The 22144-nt window shown below is 60.2% G+C and carries 21 protein-coding genes; 11 read left to right on the top strand and 10 right to left on the bottom strand.

The features are described 5' to 3' along the window. Nucleotides 1–83: 83 nt before the first annotated feature. The 4 genes from ACFWW2_RS11015 to ACFWW2_RS11000 are packed head-to-tail and all read right to left on the bottom strand — an operon-like array spanning nt 84 to nt 4651. The gene (locus ACFWW2_RS11015; protein WP_393928101.1) at nt 84–2402 is read right to left on the bottom strand and encodes an aldehyde dehydrogenase family protein; all 2319 of its coding nucleotides are present in this window, start codon (nt 2400–2402) and stop codon (nt 84–86) included. Continuing rightward, complete coding sequence (locus ACFWW2_RS11010) at nt 2399–2713, bottom strand: hypothetical protein (protein ID WP_393928100.1); 315 nt, start codon at nt 2711–2713, stop codon at nt 2399–2401. The genes ACFWW2_RS11015 and ACFWW2_RS11010 overlap by 4 nt, the downstream gene beginning before the upstream one ends. A gap of 33 nt (nt 2714–2746) precedes the next feature. Beyond that, entirely contained in the window at nt 2747–3757 is a 1011-nt protein-coding gene (deoC, locus tag ACFWW2_RS11005; RefSeq protein ID WP_393928098.1) for a deoxyribose-phosphate aldolase, read from the bottom strand. Nucleotides 3758–3817: 60 nt separating this feature from the next. Then, a complete protein-coding gene (locus ACFWW2_RS11000; protein ID WP_393928096.1) occupies nt 3818–4651 on the bottom strand; it encodes a helix-turn-helix transcriptional regulator in 834 nt (277 codons plus the stop codon). Between the two features lie 154 nt (nt 4652–4805). Between ACFWW2_RS11000 and rpe the strand changes: the two genes are divergently transcribed. The 4 genes from rpe (at nt 4806) to ACFWW2_RS10980 (ending at nt 8599) form a co-directional block, all read left to right on the top strand. Continuing rightward, on the top strand, nt 4806–5486 hold the full coding sequence (gene rpe, locus ACFWW2_RS10995) for a ribulose-phosphate 3-epimerase (RefSeq protein ID WP_393928095.1): 681 nt from the start codon (nt 4806–4808) through the stop codon (nt 5484–5486). A gap of 94 nt (nt 5487–5580) precedes the next feature. Further along, nucleotides 5581–7005: a DUF4173 domain-containing protein gene (locus ACFWW2_RS10990; protein WP_393928094.1), complete on the top strand. Its 1425-nt coding sequence runs from the start codon at nt 5581–5583 to the stop codon at nt 7003–7005. Continuing rightward, nucleotides 7002–7691, top strand: coding sequence for a response regulator transcription factor (locus ACFWW2_RS10985; RefSeq protein ID WP_393928092.1), 690 nt, complete (start codon nt 7002–7004; stop codon nt 7689–7691). Before ACFWW2_RS10990 ends, ACFWW2_RS10985 begins: the two co-directional genes overlap by 4 nt. Then, the gene (locus ACFWW2_RS10980) at nt 7676–8599 is read left to right on the top strand and encodes an ATP-binding protein (RefSeq protein WP_393928091.1); all 924 of its coding nucleotides are present in this window, start codon (nt 7676–7678) and stop codon (nt 8597–8599) included. Before ACFWW2_RS10985 ends, ACFWW2_RS10980 begins: the two co-directional genes overlap by 16 nt. A 96-nt stretch (nt 8600–8695) precedes the next feature. Here the strand turns inward: ACFWW2_RS10980 and ACFWW2_RS10975 are convergent, their stop codons facing one another. From ACFWW2_RS10975 to ACFWW2_RS10955, 5 genes are all read right to left on the bottom strand, one after another. Next, nucleotides 8696–9313 carry an imm11 family protein gene (locus ACFWW2_RS10975; RefSeq protein WP_393928090.1) on the bottom strand — a complete coding sequence of 206 codons (618 nt, stop codon included), beginning with the start codon at nt 9311–9313 and terminating at the stop codon, nt 8696–8698. Between the two features lie 13 nt (nt 9314–9326). Beyond that, a complete protein-coding gene (gene malG, locus ACFWW2_RS10970) occupies nt 9327–10217 on the bottom strand; it encodes a maltose ABC transporter permease MalG (protein WP_393928089.1) in 891 nt (296 codons plus the stop codon). Then, the gene (gene malF, locus ACFWW2_RS10965; protein WP_393928087.1) at nt 10214–11746 is read right to left on the bottom strand and encodes a maltose ABC transporter permease MalF; all 1533 of its coding nucleotides are present in this window, start codon (nt 11744–11746) and stop codon (nt 10214–10216) included. The genes malG and malF overlap by 4 nt, the downstream gene beginning before the upstream one ends. A 118-nt stretch (nt 11747–11864) precedes the next feature. Beyond that, nucleotides 11865–13022, bottom strand: coding sequence for a maltose/maltodextrin ABC transporter substrate-binding protein MalE (gene malE, locus ACFWW2_RS10960; protein ID WP_393928085.1), 1158 nt, complete (start codon nt 13020–13022; stop codon nt 11865–11867). A gap of 23 nt (nt 13023–13045) precedes the next feature. Next, nucleotides 13046–14665, bottom strand: a complete 1620-nt coding sequence (locus tag ACFWW2_RS10955; RefSeq protein WP_393928083.1) for an alpha-glucosidase — start codon at nt 14663–14665, stop codon at nt 13046–13048. 143 nt (nt 14666–14808) lie between these two features. Between ACFWW2_RS10955 and ACFWW2_RS10950 the strand changes: the two genes are divergently transcribed. From ACFWW2_RS10950 to ACFWW2_RS10935, 4 genes are read left to right on the top strand one after another with little or no spacing between them, the layout of a single operon-like run. After that, nucleotides 14809–15858, top strand: a complete 1050-nt coding sequence (locus ACFWW2_RS10950) for a substrate-binding domain-containing protein (protein ID WP_393928082.1) — start codon at nt 14809–14811, stop codon at nt 15856–15858. Nucleotides 15859–15860: 2 nt separating this feature from the next. Next, entirely contained in the window at nt 15861–16913 is a 1053-nt protein-coding gene (locus ACFWW2_RS10945) for an ABC transporter ATP-binding protein (protein ID WP_393928163.1), read from the top strand. Nucleotides 16914–16959: 46 nt separating this feature from the next. Then, nucleotides 16960–17211: a hypothetical protein gene (locus tag ACFWW2_RS10940; protein ID WP_393928081.1), complete on the top strand. Its 252-nt coding sequence runs from the start codon at nt 16960–16962 to the stop codon at nt 17209–17211. Next, a complete protein-coding gene (locus ACFWW2_RS10935; RefSeq protein ID WP_393928079.1) occupies nt 17195–17953 on the top strand; it encodes a hypothetical protein in 759 nt (252 codons plus the stop codon). The genes ACFWW2_RS10940 and ACFWW2_RS10935 overlap by 17 nt, the downstream gene beginning before the upstream one ends. An 18-nt stretch (nt 17954–17971) precedes the next feature. Here ACFWW2_RS10935 and ACFWW2_RS10930 read toward each other — a convergent pair whose 3' ends face one another. Then, on the bottom strand, nt 17972–19192 hold the full coding sequence (locus tag ACFWW2_RS10930) for a urate hydroxylase PuuD (protein ID WP_393928078.1): 1221 nt from the start codon (nt 19190–19192) through the stop codon (nt 17972–17974). A gap of 90 nt (nt 19193–19282) precedes the next feature. On the opposite strand from ACFWW2_RS10930, the gene ACFWW2_RS10925 reads away from it, so the two are divergent. Genes ACFWW2_RS10925 through ACFWW2_RS10915 form a run of 3 tightly spaced genes read left to right on the top strand, consistent with a single transcriptional unit; the run spans nt 19283 to nt 22137 of the window. Next, entirely contained in the window at nt 19283–20203 is a 921-nt protein-coding gene (locus ACFWW2_RS10925) for a LysR family transcriptional regulator (protein WP_393928077.1), read from the top strand. A gap of 60 nt (nt 20204–20263) precedes the next feature. After that, nucleotides 20264–21664: an allantoinase PuuE gene (gene puuE, locus ACFWW2_RS10920; RefSeq protein ID WP_393928076.1), complete on the top strand. Its 1401-nt coding sequence runs from the start codon at nt 20264–20266 to the stop codon at nt 21662–21664. Continuing rightward, the gene (locus ACFWW2_RS10915) at nt 21661–22137 is read left to right on the top strand and encodes an ureidoglycolate lyase (protein ID WP_393928075.1); all 477 of its coding nucleotides are present in this window, start codon (nt 21661–21663) and stop codon (nt 22135–22137) included. Before puuE ends, ACFWW2_RS10915 begins: the two co-directional genes overlap by 4 nt. Nucleotides 22138–22144: the final 7 nt, after the last annotated feature.

The raw sequence follows: 22144 nt of genomic DNA, 5'->3' as shown, positions 1-22144 counted from the left end.
CTGCGCCGACGACATGATTGGATGGGGGAGTTGCCCCCGTCCCGTGCCGGGACTCCCCCAGAGTATTTTCGGAAGAAAGAAGTTTATTCGCCGTAGGGGATCCAGATGTTTTTGACCTCTGTTGATGCCTGCAGGTAACTCTGGGTGTCCGGCGTCAGGGCCATCGCGTTGTTGACCCATGTCCGTTTGAGGTTTCCGGCGCTGGCTTTTTCGATTGCGCCCGAGAGGTCGCTTGAGGAGAAGGACCAGACCGCGTCAACGTCCAGATGTTTGGCGAGTGTCGGGGCGAGTTCTGCGTGGCTGCCTGTCAGGATGTTGACGACGCCCGCAGGGACATCGGAGGTTTCCAGCACTTGGTAGAAATCGCTGGCGGCAAGCGGGAAAGGTTCGCTGGCGACCATGATGGTCCGGTTGCCCATGGCGATGGCGGGGGCCATGGTTTCGATCAGTCCGGCGAGCGGTTTTGCATCGTCGCAAAGAATGCCGATCGTGCCGACCGGTTCTTTCATTGCCAGTGCCACGCCCCGGATCGGGACCCCATGCACCTGCCCGTCATATTTGTCGGACCATGCGGCATAGGTGAAGAGGGTCCGGATGCTGGTTTCGACTTCGTCCGCGCCTGACCTGTTACCAGTCATGTTGTTGATCCGGGTTGCGAATTCGTCGGCGCGGGCTGACAGGTTCTCGGCGATGTAATAGAGGATTTGCGCGCGCAGGTGGCCGGTGGTTTTGGACCATCCTTTGGCCGCATTGCAGGCCTCGACCGCGTTGCGGATATCCTTGCGGTTGGCTTTGGAGGCGTGCCCAAGCAATTTGCCTTTGGGGCTGTAGACCGGGGTGGAATAGCCGCCATCTGGCCGCGCCTGCTTGCCGCCGATATAGAGCTTGGCCGTCCGGTCCAGCGGATCGGCCGGGTGGCCGTCTTCTGTGGTGTAGGCGTCGATTTTCTTGAGTGGTTTGGCGGTGCCTTTGGGTTTGGTGTAGCCTGAGAGCCCTTCCCAGCCACCTTCGCGCCCGAAGCCGCTTTCGCGCACACCGCCGAAACCGGCAGCGGCGTCCATCATGTTGGTGCCGTTCACCCAGACGATCCCACAGGCGAGTTTCGGGGCGATATCGAGGGCGAGGTTGATGTTTTCCGACCAGACGGAGGCGGCCAGCCCGTAGCGGGTATTGTTGGCGATTTCGACGGCTTCGGACGGGGTGCGGAAGGTTGTGGCGACGAGGACGGGGCCGAAGATTTCCTCTTGCATCAGGGTCGATGCGGGGGAGAGGCCGGTGATGAGGGTTGGCGGGTAGAAACAGCCTTCGGGCGCCTTGGTCTGGTAGGTTTCGCCTTCGGTGTTGGCGCTGACCATTTTGCTGATCTGGTCAAGCTGGACCGGATCGACGATGGCGCCGACATCGATGCATTTGTCGAGCGGGTCGCCGATGCGCAGACCGTCCATGCGGGATTTCAGTTTGGTGTAGAACCGTTCGCTGATCCCTTCCTGCACCAGAAGGCGTGATCCGGCGCAGCAGACTTGGCCCTGGTTGAACCAGATCGCATCGACGAGTCCTTCGACGGCTGAATCCATGTCGGCGTCGTCGAAGACCATATAGGGGGATTTGCCGCCGAGTTCGAGGGAGAGAGCCTTGCCCGATCCGGCGGTCACTTCGCGGATCTTGCGGCCCACCTCGGTCGAGCCGGTGAAGGCGATTTTGTCGACCTCAGCGTTGACGAGCGCCGCACCTGTTTCGCCGTCGCCGGTGACGATGTTGACGACGCCGGGGGGCACGCCGGCCTCTGTACAGATTTCGGCGAATACCATGGCGCTGAGCGAGGTGTATTCGGCGGGTTTCAGGACGACAGTGTTGCCCATGGCCAGTGCGGGTGCGATTTTCCAGGCGAGCATCAGCAGTGGGAAGTTCCACGGGATGATCTGCCCGCAGACGCCCAGCGGTTCGCGGTCGGGTAGTTCGGTGCGCATCAGCTGGGCGAAACCGGCGTGGTGGTAGAAGTGGCGGATGGCAAGGGGGACGTCGATGTCGCGGCTTTCGCGGATCGGTTTGCCGTTGTCGAGCGTTTCCATGACGGCGAGCAGGCGGGAATGTTTCTGCATCAGACGCGCAATGGCATAGAGGACGCGGGCGCGTTTGTGCCCGGACTTGGCCCATGCGGGTTGGGCCTTGCGGGCGGCGTGCACAGCTGTGTCGATTTCCTCTGTCGTGCCTTTGGTGACGCCTGCCAGCTTTTCGCCGGTGGCGGGGTTGTTGGAGGGAAAATCGTCGCGCAGCGGGCCCCATTTGCCGTTGATGTAGTGACCCGCGATGCCGCCACGATCGGCGAGCCATTGCAGCGCTTCGGCGCTGCTTTCGGGGGCGGGGCCGTAATCCATGGTGTCGAAGATTTCTTTGATGGTCATAGCGCGTACACCTCTAGGAGTTTGTACCATAAAACCAGTACAGAAAAGAATTGGAGTGCCATCCACCGGTATAAAGTGCGCAAGTTCCGATCAACTTCGTCTGCATATTCATCGAATTTTGTTGGCATATTGGCTCTGTCTTTTCGTTTCAGAAATTTCGCTCGAAATTCCTGCAGGTCTTCATCGCTTAATTGCTGAACAACAACAGACTTTCTCCGTAGCATACGAAAAACTGAAAGGATAAAGGCTACCGAAACGATAAAGAAAAATAGAAAATGCGGTGTGAGCATCAATCCGATGGTTTCTTGCATATCGGGTGAATTCAGCCAATCTTGTATCATTCCCTACCCAATCGCATGCCGCCACTGCGCCGAATAGGCCCCCGTGACGTGGTGTTCGAGTTGCCGTTCGATGTCGCCCAGCAGGCTGGACGCGCCGAAGCGGAAAAGGTCGGGTTGCAGCCAGCGGTCGCCCAACTCGTCCTTGATCATCGACAGGTAGACCAGCGCGTCCTTGGCTTTGCTGATCCCACCGGCGGGTTTGTAGCCGACCTTGATCCCGGTCCGGTCCTGATAGTCGCGGATCGCCCGGATCATCGTGAGCGTCACGGGCAGGGTGGCGTTCACCGGTTCCTTGCCGGTGGAGGTCTTGATGAAATCGGCTCCGGCCATCATGCAGACCAGCGATGCGCGGGCGACGTTGCGCAGGGTGCCGAGTTCGCCTGTGGCAAGGATGGCCTTGACATGGGCATCGCCGCAGGCCTCGCGCATTTCCTTCATCTCTTCATAAAGCGCCTGCCAGTTGCCGGTGAGCGCGTGACGCCGGCTGATCACGATGTCGATTTCCTGCGCCCCGGCGGCGACGCTTTCGCCGATTTCCGCGATGCGCAGGTGGAAGGGTGACAGCCCGGCGGGAAAACCGGTTGAGACCGCAGCGACCGGAATGTTGGTTCCGGCCAGGGCATCAACTGCGGTGGGCACCATGTCGTGATAGACGCAGACAGCGCCGGTGGTCAGGCCCTGCATGCCGAGTGCTTCCAGCAGTGGTTGCGCGACAGGCTGGCGCGCCTTGGCACACAAGCGGCGCACGCGGCCTTCGCTGTCGTCCCCTGATAGGGTGGTCAGGTCCATCAGGCTGATCGCCTTGCAAAGCCATGCGGCCTGATGATCTTTCTTCACGCTGCGCCGTCCGGGCAGAGTAGCTGCGCGCCGTTCGATGGCGGATGTGTTGGCCTGCACAGCCATGACCCAGTCAAGATCGAGCGGGATACCATCGTTACGCTGTTCCTGGACCTGCGGCAGCTGGGTTGCGGTCAGCGAAGGGGAATGAGTCGTCTGCAAGGGGACCTCCTGCATTGCCGGGATAGCGTGGCATGCTGCCGGGTTCTTGGCAAGTTTTGACCGTTTGGTCAAATACTATGTCGGCTGCACGACGTGACGTTGATATTTCTGCCGGTATTGCAGGGGTGTCAGCCCGTGGGCCGTGCGGAAAAGTTTGTGGAAATGCGACATGTTTGGGATGCCGCAATCGGCCGCGATCTGCGCGACGGGATCCCCGTCGGTGGTCAGCGCGCGGGCGGCATGGGCCATGCGCAGCCGGTTGATATAGTCGGACGGGGTCACGCCCATGAATTTACGCATGATCCGGCTGACATGCGGATGCGCCTTGCCAGTCAGGGCCACGAGCCCGGCGGAGCCATCGCGAAAGACCGCCGGGTCCTTGGCCGCGGTGCAGGCGGCCGTTAGCCATGCGGGCGCGTCGTCCGGATAGGTGCCGGCGGTCAGATCGGCGCAGAGCGGCAGCAGAAATGCCTCGGCCGCGAGGGTGTCGCAGGCGCTGCGTTCCAGTTGCACGGCGGCGTGGTTGAGTGCGGCGAGTTGCCGGATGTCGCGCCGTGTTTGCACCGGGCCGCCGGGTGACCAGAACAGACGCCCTTTGAGGCCTGGATGCCGTTTGGCCAATGCCTTGACCGTTGTTGGGTGAATGCAGAGCGACACGACAAGCGCGTGTTCCCCGCGCCCCTGCACGGCGTGCGGCTGGCCCGGCTGCAGAAAGATCACGTCGCCTTCCCGCAGTGTGTCGCCCCCGTCTGGCAGATGATGCCGGACCGTGCCATTCTGCACCCAGAAAAGTTCGTAAAAGTCATGGTCGTGCAGGGATTTTGGTCGCGCTGTGGTCAGCGTGGCCCGTGTCAGGCGAATCTGTGCATCGTTCTGCAGGATGTCCCGGTGGAGCAGTTTGTGGGTCATGGCTTAAAATAGCATATGATAACTTTGCATGCAGCATCAAAATATCAAATTTGCACGGAACTTGTGATCTGGGTAGCGCGGCGGCCAATCGCCGGGTGACAATGCCGATGATGCGCGCTATTGCCCGGACGCGCCAATATTGAAGGGAAGCCCCATGTCCTTTGACCGTTCGATCAAGATCGCTCCGTCCATCCTGTCCGCCGATTTCGCAAATTTTGGGGCCGAGTGTGAGGCGATCGAGGCGCAGGGCGCCGATTGGGTCCATGTGGATGTGATGGACGGCCATTTCGTGCCCAACATTACTTTTGGTCCGGCAACCTGTGCCGCCATCCGTCCGCATATCAAGACGGTCATGGATGTGCATCTGATGATCGCTCCGGTCGATCCTTATATCGAGGCGTTTGCCAAGGCCGGCGCCGATATCATCACCGCCCATGTGGAGGCTGGCCCTCATATCCACCGCACGGTGCAGGCCATTCGTGGGGCCGGTGCCAAGGCGGGCGTCGCGCTGAACCCCGGTACGCCAGCCGCTGCCGTGGCCGAGTTGTTGGATATGGTCGATCTGGTCTTGGTGATGACGGTGAACCCCGGGTTTGGGGGCCAGAAGTTCATCGACATGACCGCCAAGGTTCGCGCGTTGCGCGCGATGATCGGCGACAGGCCCATCCATATCGAGATTGACGGCGGCGTCGATCCGACAACCGCACCATTGGTGGCCGCCGCAGGGGCCGACGTGCTGGTCGCCGGTTCTGCCGTGTTCCGGGGCGGGTCGGTGACTGACCCAGCACCTTATGGTGCCAACATCCGGGCGATCCGCGCGGCGGCGGAAGCCTAAAGCGCCATATCTCTACGCAAAATCTGCACACTTGTACAAGCTGGTCTGCACGCTGCTGTCCTAGCCATGGCTCTCAAAAGACGTGAGAGGGACAATGATGGTTGTGAGAGGCGTGCCAGAGCGGTTGGCAAAGGATGCGTGGTGGCTGGATGAGGGCGGGGCGAACCCGATCAGGTGGTTGCCCGGGGGGCTGTTATTGGCGGCAGTTGCGCTGGCGGATGCGCTGAATTGGAATGTGTCGGCTGGTCTGGGGCTGATCGTTTGGATTATGGTCGTCGGCGCGGCGGCACAGATCATCCTTTGGGACAAGGTCAGCCTGCGCCGCAGTCTGGCAGCTTGGGCCGCCTTGCTGATTTCGCTGATTCCGGCGGTGGATCTGGTTCAGGCGCTTTCGATCCTCTTTGCCGTGTCCGGCCTGTTGGCATTTGCCGCGATCATGGCGCTGGGCCGGTGGGATGTGCCCGCGATCTTGCGCGCCATGCTGCGGTTTCCGGGTGCTGGTGTGTTGCAGAATCTGCGCGATGTCAGGGGCTTGCGTGTGTCGGCCCCGTCGGCTGGGACGATCAAGGCGGGCTTGCGTGACTGGCTGATGCCGCTTGGGATTGGCACGGTGTTTGTTGTGCTGATGGCTGCGGCAAACCCGGTGGTCGATGTCTGGCTGCAGCGGCTTGGCGCGTTTGATCCGGGTGTTTCGCTGAATTTTGGCCGTTTGGCGTTTTGGGCTGTTGTACTGTGCGCGGTCTGGCCGTTCCTGCGCCTTTCCGCTTTGGCTGATAGACTTGGCCGTGCCCCGGCCAGCCGAACTCGTATCTGGCGCAGTGGGCTCCTGAATGACCGGTCGGTCTTGCGCGCATTGGTGCTGTTCAACCTCATCTTCGGGATCCAGACGCTGCTGGATGTCGGCTATCTGTGGGGCGGCGTCGCCTTGCCCGAGGGGATGACCTACGCGGATTATGCTCATCGCGGGGCCTATCCGCTCTTGGCGACCGCGTTGCTGGCGGGGTTGTTCGCGCTTTTGGCGCAGCCGTTTCTGGAGGCGCGGCCGGTGCTGCGTGCGTTGCTCTATCTTTGGGTGGCGCAGACGGTCTTGTTGGTGATCTCTTCGATCTTGAGGCTGGATTTATATGTGGATGCCTACGGGCTGACACGGTTGCGCTTTGCAGCGTTCATCTGGATGGTTCTGGTGGCGCTGGGGTTGGTGTTGATGATCATGCAGATGATCGGTCGTCAGACGGTGGGCTGGTTCATGCTGCGTGCGGCCGGGCTGGGGCTGATCGCGCTTTATGGTGTGTCGCTGGTCAATGTGGATGGTTTCATCGCCCGGCATAACCTGGCTGCGGGCAAGGCAGACCCCTACTATCTGTGTAACCTCAGCGAAGGCGCGGCACCGGCGATTGTGGCAGATGGCCAGTTGATCTGCGGGTACAAGGTGAGCGCCCCGGATGACTGGCGCGAATGGGGGTTCCGGAATGCAAGGCTCCGCCGTAGTTTGGCGGCAATGAATGAGGTGCTGGGATGAGTGGTCAGATACTGGTCGCCGATGATGACAGGCAGATTCGTGATGTGGTGCGGATCGCGCTGGGCCAGGTAGGGTTTACGGTGGCCGAGGCGGCGGATGGCCAGCAAGCGCTGGAAATGGCGCGCAGCCTGACCCCCGATCTGATTGTGCTGGATATCGGGATGCCGGAAATGGACGGGCTGGCGGTGTGCCGTGAGTTGCGCAAATCCTCTGACGTGCCGGTGGTTTTTCTGACCGCCCACGGGGACGAGATTGACCGGGTTGTCGGACTGGAACTGGGCGCGGATGATTATGTGCCCAAGCCGTTTTCCCCGCGCGAGCTGGTGGCGCGAGTACGTGCGATACTGAAGCGCGCGTCCCCTGCGCAGGCCGCGCAGGTCGTGATGCGCCGCGGGGTGCTGAGCATCGATCCCGACCGTCACCTGTGCCACGTGCAGGATGCGCCCGTCACCCTGACATCCCGCGAGATGGAACTGGTCGTGCATCTGATGCGCAGGCCCGACAACGTGATGTCGCGCCCGCAACTGGTCGATGCGATCTATGGCACCAATGTGCATGTCAGCGACCGGACGATGGACAGCCATTTACGCAATTTGCGGGGCAAACTGGCCAAGGCCGGATGTGTGGACGCGATTGAAACCGTGCATGGCGTGGGTATCCGGATGGGTGCATGCCGCGCCGGGTGACCCGGAAATGGCGCCCGCCGCTCGCCTTTGTGCTGGGGGGGACGCTGGCGGCGGTGTTTTTCCTGCCGATCATCGGCATCGCCTATTTTCGGGTGGCGGGTGGCATTCTGGGTTGGGCCGAGACCAGCTGGATGATCGCCTGGATGGCGTTTGTGGCGACGGCGGTGCTGGGTTATCTGCTGTGGCGGCTGGTCTTGCAGCCGGTGCGGGCACTGACCGCATATGCCCAAAGCGAAGGCGAGGCAGAGGTGCCGGAGCATTTCGGCACGCCGGAGTTTTCCGATCTGGGACAGGCCGTGATCGGCATGACATCGACCTTGCGTGGCCGCGAGGCGGTGCTGCGGTCTTACGCGGATCATGTCACGCATGAGTTGAAATCGCCGTTGACCGTGATCCGGGGCGCTGCCGAGTTGCTGGATGATCCCGGGCTGCCGGATGCGGACCGGGCCAGGATGCTGGGCAATATTGGCGAGGCCGTGGGCCGGATGGAGGCGCTGCTGGACAGCCAGCGCGCGCTCGCCCGCGCGCAGGAGCCGATGCCGCCGGGGGAATGTATGTTGTCAGAGGTTTTGGCAGATCATGACGTGGTTTTGCCGCGTGATGGGACCGTGCCGCTGCCGCACGAGGTGATGGACCTGGTGGCGACCCATCTGATCGGGAATGCGCGCGCGCATGGGGCCAGTGCGGTGACATTCGATCTGCACAGTGACCGGCTGCGGGTCAGCGATGACGGGCCGGGGATATCGGACGGGAACCGGGACCGGGTATTTGATCCGTTCTTTACCACGCGGCGAGAGGATGGCGGGACCGGGATGGGCCTGCCGATTGTGCGCCGGATGTTGCAGGCGCAAGGGGCGGAGATCGTGCTGCGCGATGGCGCCGGAGCCGTGTTCGAGATCAGGTTCTGATGGGTGAACTCACACAACCTACGCATACTGCAAAGCCCAGATAGCGTGCGAGAGATGAAAACGCTGACATGGAAATTCTTTCTATTCTTTACCAGATCAAATCTGATCGTACCTCTTGAAGCCGAAGCCTGTGAAATCCGCTGCCGCTAAGGCATCGAACAATTCGTTGCTGACCAAACGGCCAATATTAAAACGATCATTCCAGGCATGATGAGAACCAATTTTACTGGAATCATAAATTATTTGATCATTACCATCATATGCTGGCATGTATTTTGCACCTTCTGCGACTGGCGGCACGCACAGATCCTTTGCAAGCGTGTCGAGACGATTGCAGACGTAAAAGATGTAACGGTCGGCGATGACTTTGCCGCGTTGTTCAATCTGTATAGGAAAGAACTGATGAACGCCCGCCTCAAAGCTCTCCACAATTTCTTTAAAGCGATCAGTGACGAGTAGACCGCCACCCCACATGTTATCAACATCGTAGAGAGGGCGACCCTCGTTCCCCTTTCTTCGTAACCGCGTCGGCATATAGGTTGGGTCAACAGGCCGACCACTATACCCACCGCTGAATGTTACCCCGTATTTGCCATCAGGACTGGTATCTTTCAGTTCGAGTTTCTTGTAATCCCCATCAATCGGTTCAAGAATTTCGGTGTGTTTCAACTCGACGCGTGGATCGCGGCTACCACCTGCAATATGGTAAGGCATCTATTTGTCCTTTCTATCCTTTCACGGCACCGTCGCTGAGGCCCGAGACGAGGTAGCGTTGCGCGATCAGGAAGACGACCGTGATCGGCAGGCCTGACAGAATCGCGGCGGCGGCGAAATCGCCCCAGAGATACTGGAATTCGTTGAGATACAGCCTTGAGCCGACGGCGAGGGTCATCTTGTCCTCTGACCGGATCAGGACGGATGCGATCGGGTAGTCGTTGATGAACCCAATGAAGGCCAGCACGAAAACGACGCTCATGATCGGGACGGCGAGCGGCAGAAAGATGAAACGGAAGGTTTGCCAAGGTGTGGCACCGTCAATCGCAGCGGCTTTGTCGAGGGCGGTGTCGATGCTGTCGAAATAGCCCTTGATCGTCCAGATATGTAAGGTGACCCCGGCCAGATAGATCAGCACAAGTGCGGTGTGGGAATTGAGGCCGAGGAATGGGCTGACCTCGCCCAATGCGTCGAAGATCGCGTAGATTGCGACCAGCGCGAGCGTGGTGGGGAACATCTGGATCAGGAACAGCCCATCCAGCATCGCGCCCTTGCCCTTGATCCTGATCCGACTGAACGCATAGGCCGAGATCGTGGCGATGGCGAGCACACCAAGACCTGCGATCAGCCCGATCTTGATGGAGTTCCACATCCACAGCATGACGGGATAGGGCGGTTCGACAACGGTGCCGTCGGCCCGCGTGTAGTCGAGGCCGAAGGCGAGGTACCAGTGTTCCAGCGTCGGGTTTTCAGGGATGATGGAGCCGACGGAAAAGTTCCCCTCGCGAAAGCTGATCGAGAGAACCATGAAGAAGGGGAACAGGATTAGCGCCAGAAAGATCAGCATGAAGCCGTGGGCGAGGATTTTCTTGACCAGCAGGTCCTTTGGGCGTTCGACAATCATGCGCTGACCCTCCCCGATCGTTTTTGCGCCGCGCGGCGCATGGCGACGAAATTGGCATAGGATATGGCTGCGACCACAAGGAAGATCAGCAGGGTAATCGCGCCCGCAAGGCCGAATTGCTGGCCTGCATTGTCGAAGGCCAGCCGGTAGGTAAAGCTGGCGAGGATGTCGGTTTCGCCTGCCGGGATGACCGTGCCTGGGATGTCGGGCAGCCCGCGCGTGAGCAGGAATATCAGCACCATGTTGTTAAAGTTGAACGCGAAACTCGCGATTAGCAGGGGCAGGAAAGGCGGGATGATCTGCGGCAGGGTGATGGTGAAGAATACCCGCAGCGCGCTGGCCCCTTCGAGAGCTGCCGCTTTCTTGTGATCCTCAGGCACTGCCTGCAGGAACCCCATGGCCAGCAGCATCATGTATGGATAGCCGAGCCACGTGTTGACGATCAGCACCATGACCCGCGCCAGATTGCCATCAGTGAACCAGCTGGGGCGGACGCCGAACAGCGCCTCAAGGATCAGGTTGATTTCACCGAAATTCTGATTGAACAGGCCCTTAAACACGAGGATTGAGATGAAGGCGGGTACGGCGTAGGGCAGGATCAGCAGGATCCGGTAGACCGCCTTGAACCGCAGATGCGGCCACTGGAGTATGACGGCAAGCGTGAGCCCAAGGGCAAAGGTCAGGACGACCGAGGCGATGGCGAAAACGAAGGTCCAGATGAAGATGCTGACCATGGGGCCGCGGATACCTTCGGAGGTGAAGATGCGTTCGAAATTGTCCCAGCCGATACCGACACGCCAGCCGGGTGGGACCTGATCACCGTTTTCATCGGCGAAAAAGCCGGTTTCGTGATTGGCAGTCAGAACTGCCCCATCAAAGCGGGTCAGCGTGTCGGGTCCGGTCTGGACGTAATCGGGTGTGACCGTGCCGAAGGTGCGAAGACTGGCATTCTGGATGATCGTGCCATCCGGCGTGGTCAAGGTCAGCGCCTGCAGACCGCTGCGCAGCTGGATTGCATCGCGCCGTTCCAGCAGGTCAGTGGGTTCAGCGGCGGGTAACAGGGTGGCTTCGGCATCGCCATCAAGCGCAACCGGATCAGAAAGCAACCCGGATTCGGGCAGCCAGATGCGGAATTGGTCACCATCGCGGGCCACGGCAAAGGGCTGTTCGGTGTCAGGATCGACAGAGCCGCGCGAGGTCAGTACCTCAACCGCGCGGTCATAGGTGAGCAGGTTGAAACTGCTGTAATTCGTGAAACCGATATAGATCGTATAGACAACCGGGAAGGCGATGAAGATCAGCACGGCCGAGACACCCGGAAAGATGAACCGCGCGCCGTAGTACCGATTTGCCCCAAAGATGATCGCAAAGCCGGTGGCGAGCGCCAGCATGATCACCCCAAAAAGGGGCTGCGCAATCTGGTAAAGGAAGAAGGCCGCGAAAAGCAGGGCAATCGTGACAGCGCCAACGATGATCAGGCGCGGGATTGGTGATCCTTCGATCACGGGGGTGTCGGTGGCTGCGGTCATCGGTGCGGTTCCTTGCGGTGCAATCCGACCATGGCCCAAGCGAACAGGGCATGCGGGGATGCGTCAAGAGAAAGCATTTGACGGGCGGCGGAGGGAGGTCCGCCGCCTGTTTCTGGGTTCACTCGCCCAGAATACGCGCGGCGGCGTCGTTCAGCGCGTCGGCAGGTTCAGCCGCGCCTGTCGTGATGTTGGTCAGCGCAGGACCCATCGCGGCCCAGAATGCCCCCATTTCAGGGTTGGACGGCATCGGCACGCCATTGGCGGCCACGGCCAGCATATCTGTCACCAGCGGATTGTTCTGTGCCACAGCAGCAGAGGCATCGGCCAGCGCGCCAAGCCCATTCTTGGCATTCCAGATTGCCAGCCCATCATCGGTGGCCAGATAGTTTTCGATCAGTTCCACCGCGAGGTCCTGATTGGGCGAGGCTGCGTTGATGCCAAGTGCCTGCACACCCAAGAAGGGGGGCGAGACTTCACCATTCACGGTTGGGATCGGGGCGACACCGAAATTGATGTCCGACCCTTCGAATCCGGCCCAGGACCATGGGCCGTTCAGGACCATGGCGACTTCACCGTTATTCATGGCCCCGTCCATGACGCCGTAATCGACGCCCTGCGGCATGACACCATCGTCAAAGAGCGATTTCAGCACCTCTGCACCGGCAATCGCTCCGTCGGTGTTCACACCCGTCGTCGAGCCGTCATAGGAGCCATCGACCTTTTGGAAGGCGTAGCCGCCACCGGCCATCAGCATGGGCATGGTGAAATAGGTGTTGTTGTAGTCCCAGAGGATTTTCTGACCTGCGATGTCCAGATCCTTGATTTCCTCGAAAGAGGCTGGTGGCGTGTCGATGATATCTTTGTTGTAGATCAGGGTCACGGCCTCGACTGCCAGCGGGTAGCCCCATGTTTTGCCATCGAACTGCATCGCATCCATCGCTGCGGGCAGGATGTCTTCGGACCAGCTGGCCGATGGCTGCACCGGCGCGATCAGGCCACCGCTGGCCCATTCGCCGAACCGGTCATGCGCCCAGAGCACGATATCGGGGCCATCGCCGGTGGCCGCGGCCTGCTGGAATTTCTGGGGCAGATCGGGGTCCACGATTTCGACGGATACTTCAACGCCAAGGTCATCGACGAAAGGTTGCACGGCCTCAAGCAGCGCGTCGCGGTCCCGATTGTCGCCGGTCCAGATCAGGATCTTGCCGTCTTCCAATGCGGCGGCGGGGGCGGCTGTGGCGAGCAACAGCGCGAGGGTTGATAGGGTCTTTTTCATTTTTCTCCTCCCAGAGAGTTGGATCAGGCGGACAGGGCGAGCGCCCCGTCATGGTTCAGGTAGGCAAAGCCGTTGCCGGGTAGTGTCAGCGTCGGCCCATCAAGATTGGCGTGGCGGGGCCCAGTCAGGGTCGCCGCGCCGGTCAGTTGGATGACCTGGCTGTCCTTAGACAAGTTGAACGCGCAGGTGATCGTCTGCCCGTCTGCCTTGCGATGAAAGGCCAGCAGCGGTTCGGGCAGGTTGATGAATGATGTCTTGCCAGCGGTCAGCGCAGGCTGTGCTTTGCGGAAGGCAATGGCGCTTTTGTAGAAATGCAGCGTGCTGTCATTGGCGGCCTCTTGCGCGTCAACGGACAGGGCCGCTTGTGGTGCTTTGACCGGCAGCCACGGGCGCCCGGTGCTGAAACCGGCGTTGGGCTTGTCCTTTTCCCAGACCATCGGGGTCCGGCAGCCATCGCGCCCTTTGATCGCTGGCCAGAAGCGCAACGCGGGTGGATCTGTCAGCTCGTCATAGGTCAGTTCGGTTTCGGTCTGGCCCAGTTCTTCGCCCTGATAAATGCCAATGGTGCCTTCGAACGACATCAGCATCGCGCAGGCGAGCCGGGCGATATCGGTGTCGCTGACGGCATGATCGGCCCAGCGAGTGACATGGCGGGGCACGTCGTGATTGCTGAACGACCATTTGGGGTGACCATCGGGTGCGCCTTGCTGGAACCCTTCGATGCAGCTGCGGAAATGATCAGCGGTAAAGTCAGGGCCGAGCATGGCAAAGCTGTAGGCCATGTGCAGGCGGCTGGTGCCGACGGTGTAATCGCCCATGATGCGGATGGATTTTGCGCCCATTTCACCGACCTCGCCGACCATCATGATGTTATCATACTGATCGGTCAGCGCGCGCAACCGTTCGAGAAAGTTCAGGTTCTCCGGCCGCGTCTTGTTATAGATGTTGTCCTGCATCCCATAAAGATCGGTCGCCATGACCTGTGGGCGGGTCTGCGCGGGCGGGTTTGAGCGCAATTGCGCGTCGTGGAAATAGTAGTTCACCGTGTCGAGGCGGAACCCATCCAGCCCCCGATCCAGCCAGAATTTGCAGGTCTCAAGGATTGCATCGATCACTTCAGGGTTGTGAAAGTTAAGATCTGGCTGGGCAGCGAGGAAGTTGTGCAGATAGTACTGCCCGCGCTGCGGATCGAACTCCCAAGCGGGCCCGCCGAAATGGCTGTGCCAGTTGGTGGGGGGCGATCCGTCGGGCAAGGGATCGGCCCAGACATACCAGTCCGCCTTGTCGTTATCGCGGCTGACCCGGGATTCGCGGAACCATGGGTGTTGGTCGGAGGTGTGCGACAGGACCTGATCGGTGATGACCTTCAGCCCCAGTTCATGGGCGCGGGCGATCAAAGCGTCGAAATCTTCCAGTGACCCGAAAAGCGGATCGATGTCGGTATAATCCGACACGTCGTAACCCATGTCTTTCTGCGGGGATCGGAAGATCGGGGACAGCCAGATGCAATCGGCACCGAGGGCCGCGATATGGGGCAGGCGGCGTGTAATCCCCTTCAGATCGCCAACGCCATCGCCGTTGTCGTCCTGAAAAGAGCGCGGATAGACCTGATAGATCACCGCGTCGCGCCACCATTCTCTCATCCGGGTGCCTCCTTTTGATTCGGGGGTAAGTTAACAAATCAGTTTCATAATTCAAAACGTTTTAATTTGTGATTTGAACTAGGAATTTGCGGAACTTTGCGATAATCTGCGTCAGTAATGCAATCGCTTTGAGGAGGAAGCGTGTGGCAACGCTTAAGGATATAGGCGCGGAACTGGGGTTGTCGGCAGCCACCGTCAGCCGGGCGCTGAACGGCTTTCCCGAAGTGAATATCAAGACCCGCGACAAGGTCCGCGAAACCGCTGAACGGCTGGGGTATCGTCCGAATCGCGTGGCGCAGCGGCTGGTCACCGGTCGGTCCGGCATGGTGGGCATGATTATCAAGATCAGGGCTGATATGAGCGCGGACCAGACGTTTTTCGAGATGCTGACTGGGCTGACCGCCGCACTTGGCGCGCGTGATGTCGATCTGGTGTTGGCCGTCGATCAGGATGACGATCCTGTCCTCCCCTACCGCAAACTGATGGAGCGTGACATTCTGGACGGCTTTATCCTGAACGCACCTGTGCCGGATGATCCACGGGTCGCGTTCCTGCGCGAAAAGGGCATTCCTTTTGTGATGCATGGGCAGACAGCACCCGATGTCGATTATGCCTGCTATGGAATCGACAACGCTGCGGTGTCCGAAGATGCGGTGAAATTGCTGGCCTCGCTGGGCCACAAGCGGATTGCCCTGCTCAACGGGCAGTTGCGCTATGCCTATGCCGTGGATCGCCTGCGCGGGTTTCGCGATGCGGTCGATGCGGAAGGGCTGATCGTGCCCGACGCCTTTGTTGCCGCGAATGCCGAGACGGAAATGGACGCCTATAAGACCGCGCTTTCCATGCTGTCGGGGCGTGATGGTGCCCGCCCTACGGCGATGATCTGTGCCTCAACCCTGATCGCCGCTGGTGTGATCCGTGCTGCAAAGGATCGTGGTTTGCTTGTGCCCGACGATCTGTCGGTCATGGCGCATGACGATGCGCTGCCCCTGATGCGCGCGGTCAGTTTCGACCCCGCCCTGACCGTGACGCGGGCACCGTTGCGCGATGCCTGCGTGCCATTGGCGAACCTGCTGATCGACTTTGTCAGCGGCGCACCAGCCGAACAGAAAATCGACCGGGCCGAGCTGATCGTGCGCGCATCGACCGGTCCCGTCCCGAAGGAGGAGCAAGACCCATGGCCTTTGACGTGAGCATGCAACCGGCGCTGGAAACGCGCGGATTGGGTAAGTCCTACGGCGCTGTCGAGGTACTGCGCGATATCGATATCGAGATGGCGCAGGGCGAGTTCCTTGTGCTGGTCGGCCCGTCCGGCTGCGGCAAATCCACCCTGCTGAACTGCATCGCGGGGCTGGAGGAAATCACCGCCGGGTCGTTGATGATCGGCGGGCGCGATGTGACGCAGGAGCCACCCAAGGACCGCGATATCGCGATGGTGTTTCAGAGCTATGCGCTCTACCCCACCATGTCGGTGGGCGAGAATATCGGCTTTGGCATGAGAATTCGTAAGGTGCCGAAGGCAGATATGGACGCTAAGATTCTACAGGTGGCAACGCTGTTGCAGATTGATCACCTGTTGGACCGCAACCCGTCCCAACTGTCCGGCGGTCAGCGCCAACGTGTTGCCATGGGCAGAGCATTGGTTCGCGACCCCAAGCTGTTTCTGTTCGATGAACCCCTGTCGAACCTCGACGCCAAGCTGCGGGTCGAGATGCGGGCCGAGATCAAGCGCCTGCACAAGACGACTGGGGCCAGCATCGTCTACGTCACCCATGACCAGATCGAGGCGATGACACTGGCCAGCCGGATCGTGGTGCTGAAAGGTGGCGATATCCAGCAGATCGGCACCCCGCAGGAGATTTACGACCGCCCTGCCAATACATTTGTCGCGGATTTCATGGGGTCACCACCGATGAATATTATCCCGGCCAAGGTCGATGGTGCCCGGTTGGCGATGGGTGATGTGACCCTTGCCGCACTGGCGGGCCTGCCGCAGGCGGTACAGGTGGGGATCCGCCCGGAGCATTTGATGCTGGCGGTGGGCAATCCCGATATGCAGGTCAGCCCGACGATGATCGAGAACACCGGCGCCGAATGCTATCTTAATTTCGCGCTGAACGGGGTGACAGTCACCGCACGATTGCCGGGGCGGATGGATGAGGACAGCACCGATGTGGTCGGTCTGTCGATTGCGCCGGGTGCGCTGAATTTCTTTGACGCCGAAACGGGGATGCGGATCGATCTTTGAACCGCGATGGGTTGAAACCCATCTTACGATGTGGCCTCTGTCGGGCATGCATATGACATGGTTTGAAGAACTGACCGGTATCACCGACGAGACGCCCGCGCGCGTTTATGAAAACCTGTCGCTGGATGGAACGGTGATTGTGTCGGATATCACCGGGTGGCGGGCCGAGACTGGCAAGCTATCCACCCCATCGCTGAGCGAGCTGCGCGAAAGCGTGACGCCCGCAGACACTGGGCCTGTTGACCGTTCAGGAAGTCGTCGCCGACATACAACGCCTGCATATGCGCCCGGAGAATGAGTGCGCGACGTTTCAGGTCGCCTCGCAATTCAATCTGCTCGAGATGATCGGCCCGTCGGTAACACCCGAAATGGGTGTTGGGCGGTATGAACATGATCTGACCCAAGGTCCGGCCTGTGCGCTGGCCTGTCTCGCGGGGACCATCTATCGCAACTATTTCGTCCCACTTGATGGCGGGATCGGTCAGACCGCTGATCGCCAGATTGATTGCCTCGCGGATCTCGGGCGGCTGTTGGGCAGTGATCGACATTTCCTGTGGGAGATGCGCAATGGCTATGCGTTGCCCACCGCTGACAGTCTGCGTGTCATCAATGCCCAACTGGACCGGTTGGACCGCGATGCGGTGCGTACCGCATTGCGCGTGGGTGTCCATAGTGGGACCCAGGTGACCATCAATGATGCCGCACGTCTTGTGTGCCAAGTGTATTGCAGCGCGATGCCTGTCGCCTATTCTGATGTGGATGCCGGTTTGTGGGCACCTCTGGCACAGATTGTTCTGGAGGCTGCGTATGAGGCGACACTGCTTGCCGCAATCCGGAACGCGGCGCAGACCGGCAATAACCGCGTGTTTCTGACGATGCTGGGCGGTGGTGCCTTTGGGAACAGGCAGGACTGGATCGAGGCTGCGGTGCTTCGCGCATTGCGATTGCATGCGAAGAGCGGGCTGGACGTGCATCTGGTCAGCTATGGGCAGTCAAGCACCCTGGCCCGCCGTATCATCGCAGCGTTTGATGCGACGTAAGATGGGTTTCAACCCATCCTACGATCCGGCCTGATACCACGCGATCAGTTTGGCCCGGTCTTCGGCCCTCAGGTTGGTGATATTGGCGGGTGGCATGGCGTGGCTGACACCGGCCTGCAGATAGATTTGCCGCGCGTACCGTGCGATGTCGCTTTCGGTTTCCAGGAATACGCCCTTCGGTGCCCATTGCATGTTCCCCCAGACCGGTTCGCGCGCGTGGCACATCGAACAGCGGCCGATGACGATGTCATGCGCCTCCTCAAACCCTCCTGCGCTCGCAAAGCGTTGTTCGTAAGGGGTCAGCGCGCGCGCCTCGGCCTCTTCATAGCTATCATGCCCCGGTTGGGTGGACAACCACGCAATCAGGATGAACAGGATCACGGTCACCGCCCATGTCCATGTCGGTCTGCCTTTACGGGCATGCATGGAGTTAAAATAATGCCGGATCGTGACGCCCATCAGGAAAACCAGTGCGGCGATGATCCATGCATATTCGGTGCCGAAAGCCAGCGGATAGTGGTTCGACAGCATCAGGAAGATCACGGGCAGGGTGAGGTAGTTGTTGTGGGTCGACCGCAGCTTGGCGATCTTGCCGTATTTGGCATCAGGCGTTCGCCCGGCCTTCAGATCGGCCACCACAATCCGCTGGTTCGGCATGATGATAAAGAAGACGTTGGCGGTCATGATTGTGGCGGTGAAGGCCCCAAGATGCAGAAGCGCCGCGCGCCCGGTGAAGACCTGATTGTAGCCCCATGACATCACCACCAGCAGGATGAACAGGAGCACCATCAGGGTTGTCGGCTGTTCGCCCAAAGGTGATTTGCACAGGAGGTCATAGACGATCCAGCCCAAGGCGAGCGACGCCGCAGAGATCAGAATACCTTGCCAGATCGCCAGATCGGCCTTGCTGGGGTCGATCAAATACAGCTCTGCCCCGACCCAATAGACGACCGCCAGCAGGGCGAACCCGGACAGCCATGTCCAATAGCTTTCCCATTTGAACCAGGTCAGGTGTTCTGGCATCGCGGCGGGCGCCACTAGGTATTTCTGGATGTGGTAAAACCCGCCGCCATGGACCTGCCATTCCTCACCATCTGCGGGACCAGCGATATCGCGGTTCAGCGACAGGTCGAGCGCGATGAAATAGAACGATGACCCGATCCACGCGATCGCCGTGATCACATGCAGCCAGCGCACCGCAAAGGCGATCCAGTCCCACAAGATAGCGATGTCATACATGGCACGTCCCCTTTTGCGCCCAGTCTAGTCAGGGCGTTGGTTTTCTTGTATTCCCTGATATTGCAAGGCTCTATCAAAAATTGCGAAATAATGTCGTATCTTGAGAATATCCGGACCTTCGTAAGGGTCTATGAATTGGGGTCAATGTCGGCGGCTGGCCGCGATTTGCGGATATCGCCTGCGGTCACCTCGGCCCGGATATCGGCACTGGAGGATCATCTGGCGGTCCGCCTGTTCCAGCGGACCACCCGCAGCCTGACGCCAACCGCACAGGGCAAGGCGTTTTATGGCGGGGCCTGTTCGGTGCTGGATGCGGTGGACTATGCCGAGGCGCAGGTGACCGATCTGACCGAAAACCCGAAGGGGTTGCTGCATGTGGCCGCACCCTTGGGCGTCGGGCGGCGATTGATCGCGCCGCATGTGCCGGATTTCACCGCTGAATACCCGCTGATCGGCGTGCGTCTGCGCATGACAGATCGGAATGTGGACATGACGGCAGAGGGCCTTGATCTGGCGTTTCATCTGGGCAAACCCGCCGACAGCAACCTGCGCATTCGCAAGATTGCGGATGTGGCGCGGGTGCTGGTCGCGTCGCCTGCCTATATCGCGCGGCGCGGGCATCCGGCGGATGGCGCGGCGCTGGTCGGTGATGGCCATGAATGCCTGAACCTTCGGTTTCCGGGCGCGTCGGAGTTTCAGTGGCGACTGATCACGGCGGACGGCCCGCAAAAATTCCGTGTCGCCGGGCGGTTGGAAAGCGATGATGGCGATGTGCTGACCGATTGGGCGTTGGCAGGGCAGGGCGTCGCCCTGAAACCGCGTTTCGAAGTGGCCGAGCATCTGGCGTCCGGTGCCTTGATCCCGGTGGCAGAGGCGACTCCGCCGGAACCGGTGCAGATGGCCTGCCTCTATACCCATCGGCGGCATCAGGACCCCAAGACCCGCCTGTTCATGGAATTCATGATAGGCCGCATTGCCAGCGCGATCAAAGCCGCCGAAAGTGTTTCGTGAAGAATTTGAAAAACGCTTGGGATCTTTCAGATTAACCTGACAATGAATGGGAGTAAGCGCGTGAAACGATATCCACGTGACATGACCGGCTATGGGGCGCACCCGCCTGACCCGCAGTGGCCCGGCGGCGCGCGGATTGCCGTGCAGATTGTCCTGAACTACGAGGAAGGCGGCGAGAATAACGTGCTGCATGGGGATGCCGCATCAGAGGCCTTCCTGTCCGAGATTGTCGGCGCTGCTGCATGGCCTGGTCAGCGCCACTGGAACATGGAAACCATCTATGAATACGGGGCGCGCGCCGGGTTCTGGCGGTTGCACCGGATGATGGCTGACCTGCCGGTGACGGTTTACGGGGTCGCGACCGCGCTGGCCCGCGCACCGGAACAGGTCGCGGCGATGAAGGATGCGGGCTGGGAAATTGCCAGCCACGGGCTGAAATGGGTCGAATACAAGGATGCGCCGGAGGATGTGGAGCGTGCCCATATGGAGCAGGCGATCCGCCTGCATAGCGAGGTGGTCGGCACACCCCCGCGCGGCTGGTACACGGGCCGCTGTTCGATGAATACGGTTCGGCTGGCCGCGGAAACCGGGCAGTTTGCCTATGTCGCTGACAGCTATGCCGATGATCTGCCTTACTGGATGGAGTTCGGGCGGCGCGACCAGTTGATCGTCCCTTATACGCTGGATGCCAACGACATGCGTTTTGCCACGCCGCAGGGGTTCAATGCGGGCGCGCAGTTTCTGGACTATCTGAAGGCCAGTTTTGATGCGCTGTACCGCGAAGGCGGGCGGATGATGTCCATCGGGTTGCATTGCCGCCTGATTGGGCGACCCGGACGGGCAGAGGCGTTGCGGGAGTTCATTGAATATGTCCAACGCCATGAAGGGGTCTGGTTCGCCACCCGCGAACAGATTGCCGACCACTGGGCCAAAACCCATTCGCATCAGCGCTGGGCGCGCCCGTCGCAGATGGACAAGGCCACTTTCATGCAGAATTTCGATCATGTCTTCGAACATTCACCATGGGTGGAAGAGCGGGCCTTCGATCTGGAGCTTGGCCCTGTTCATGACACAGCGACCGGGTTGCATAACGCCATGTGTCGGGCATTCCGGGCTGCGTCCGAGGAAGAGCGGCTGAGCGTCTTGACAGCCCACCCTGATCTTGCAGGCAAACTCGCCACGGCCAAGCGGCTGACGGCGGAAAGCACGGCAGAGCAGGCCAGCGCGGGGCTGGACGCGCTGACGGACAATGAACGCGCCGAATTTGCGGCGCAAAACGCGGCATATACCGAGAAATTCGGCTTTCCTTTCATCATCGCCGTGCGAGACCATGACAAGGCGTCGATCAAGGCTGCATTCGCGGCGCGGCTGGAAAATGATCGGAAGACAGAATTTGCAGAGGCCTGCCATCAGGTCGAACGCATCGCCCTGCACCGGCTGAAAGACATGCTGCCCCGATGACCCATGACATCAGCATAACACCCCTGACCACGCAAGCATTCGCGCCATTTGGGGATGTGCTGAATTGCGAGGGGGATCCGGACAAGATCATCAATGCGGGGCTGTGCGGCCGATTTCACGACCGGGCCAAGGTCGATTGTGATGGGCGTGTCGGCATCAGCCTGTTCCGGTCTGAACTGCGGCAATTGCCCTACAAGCTGGATCTGGTCGAACGACATCCACTTGGGTCACAGGCCTTCATTCCGATGAGCATGGACCCATTTCTGGTCATTGTCGCCGACACGGACCTGCAGCCACAGGCCTTCATCACCGCCCCGGGAGAGGGCATCAATTTCCACCGTGGGGTCTGGCATGGGGTGCTCACCCCTTTAACCGGCCCCGGTCTTTTTGCCGTGATCGACCGGATAGGCAAAGGCGACAATCTGGAGGAGCATCATTTCACCACGCCTTACCGCGTGATTTTCGACGAGTGACCGGCGC

Origin of the sequence: Yoonia sp. R2-816 (genome assembly GCF_046762905.1) — a bacterium.
Taxonomy (GTDB): domain Bacteria; phylum Pseudomonadota; class Alphaproteobacteria; order Rhodobacterales; family Rhodobacteraceae; genus Yoonia.
Note: the sequence above shows the minus strand (reverse complement) of the source record. Positions and strands in the feature narration are given on the sequence as shown.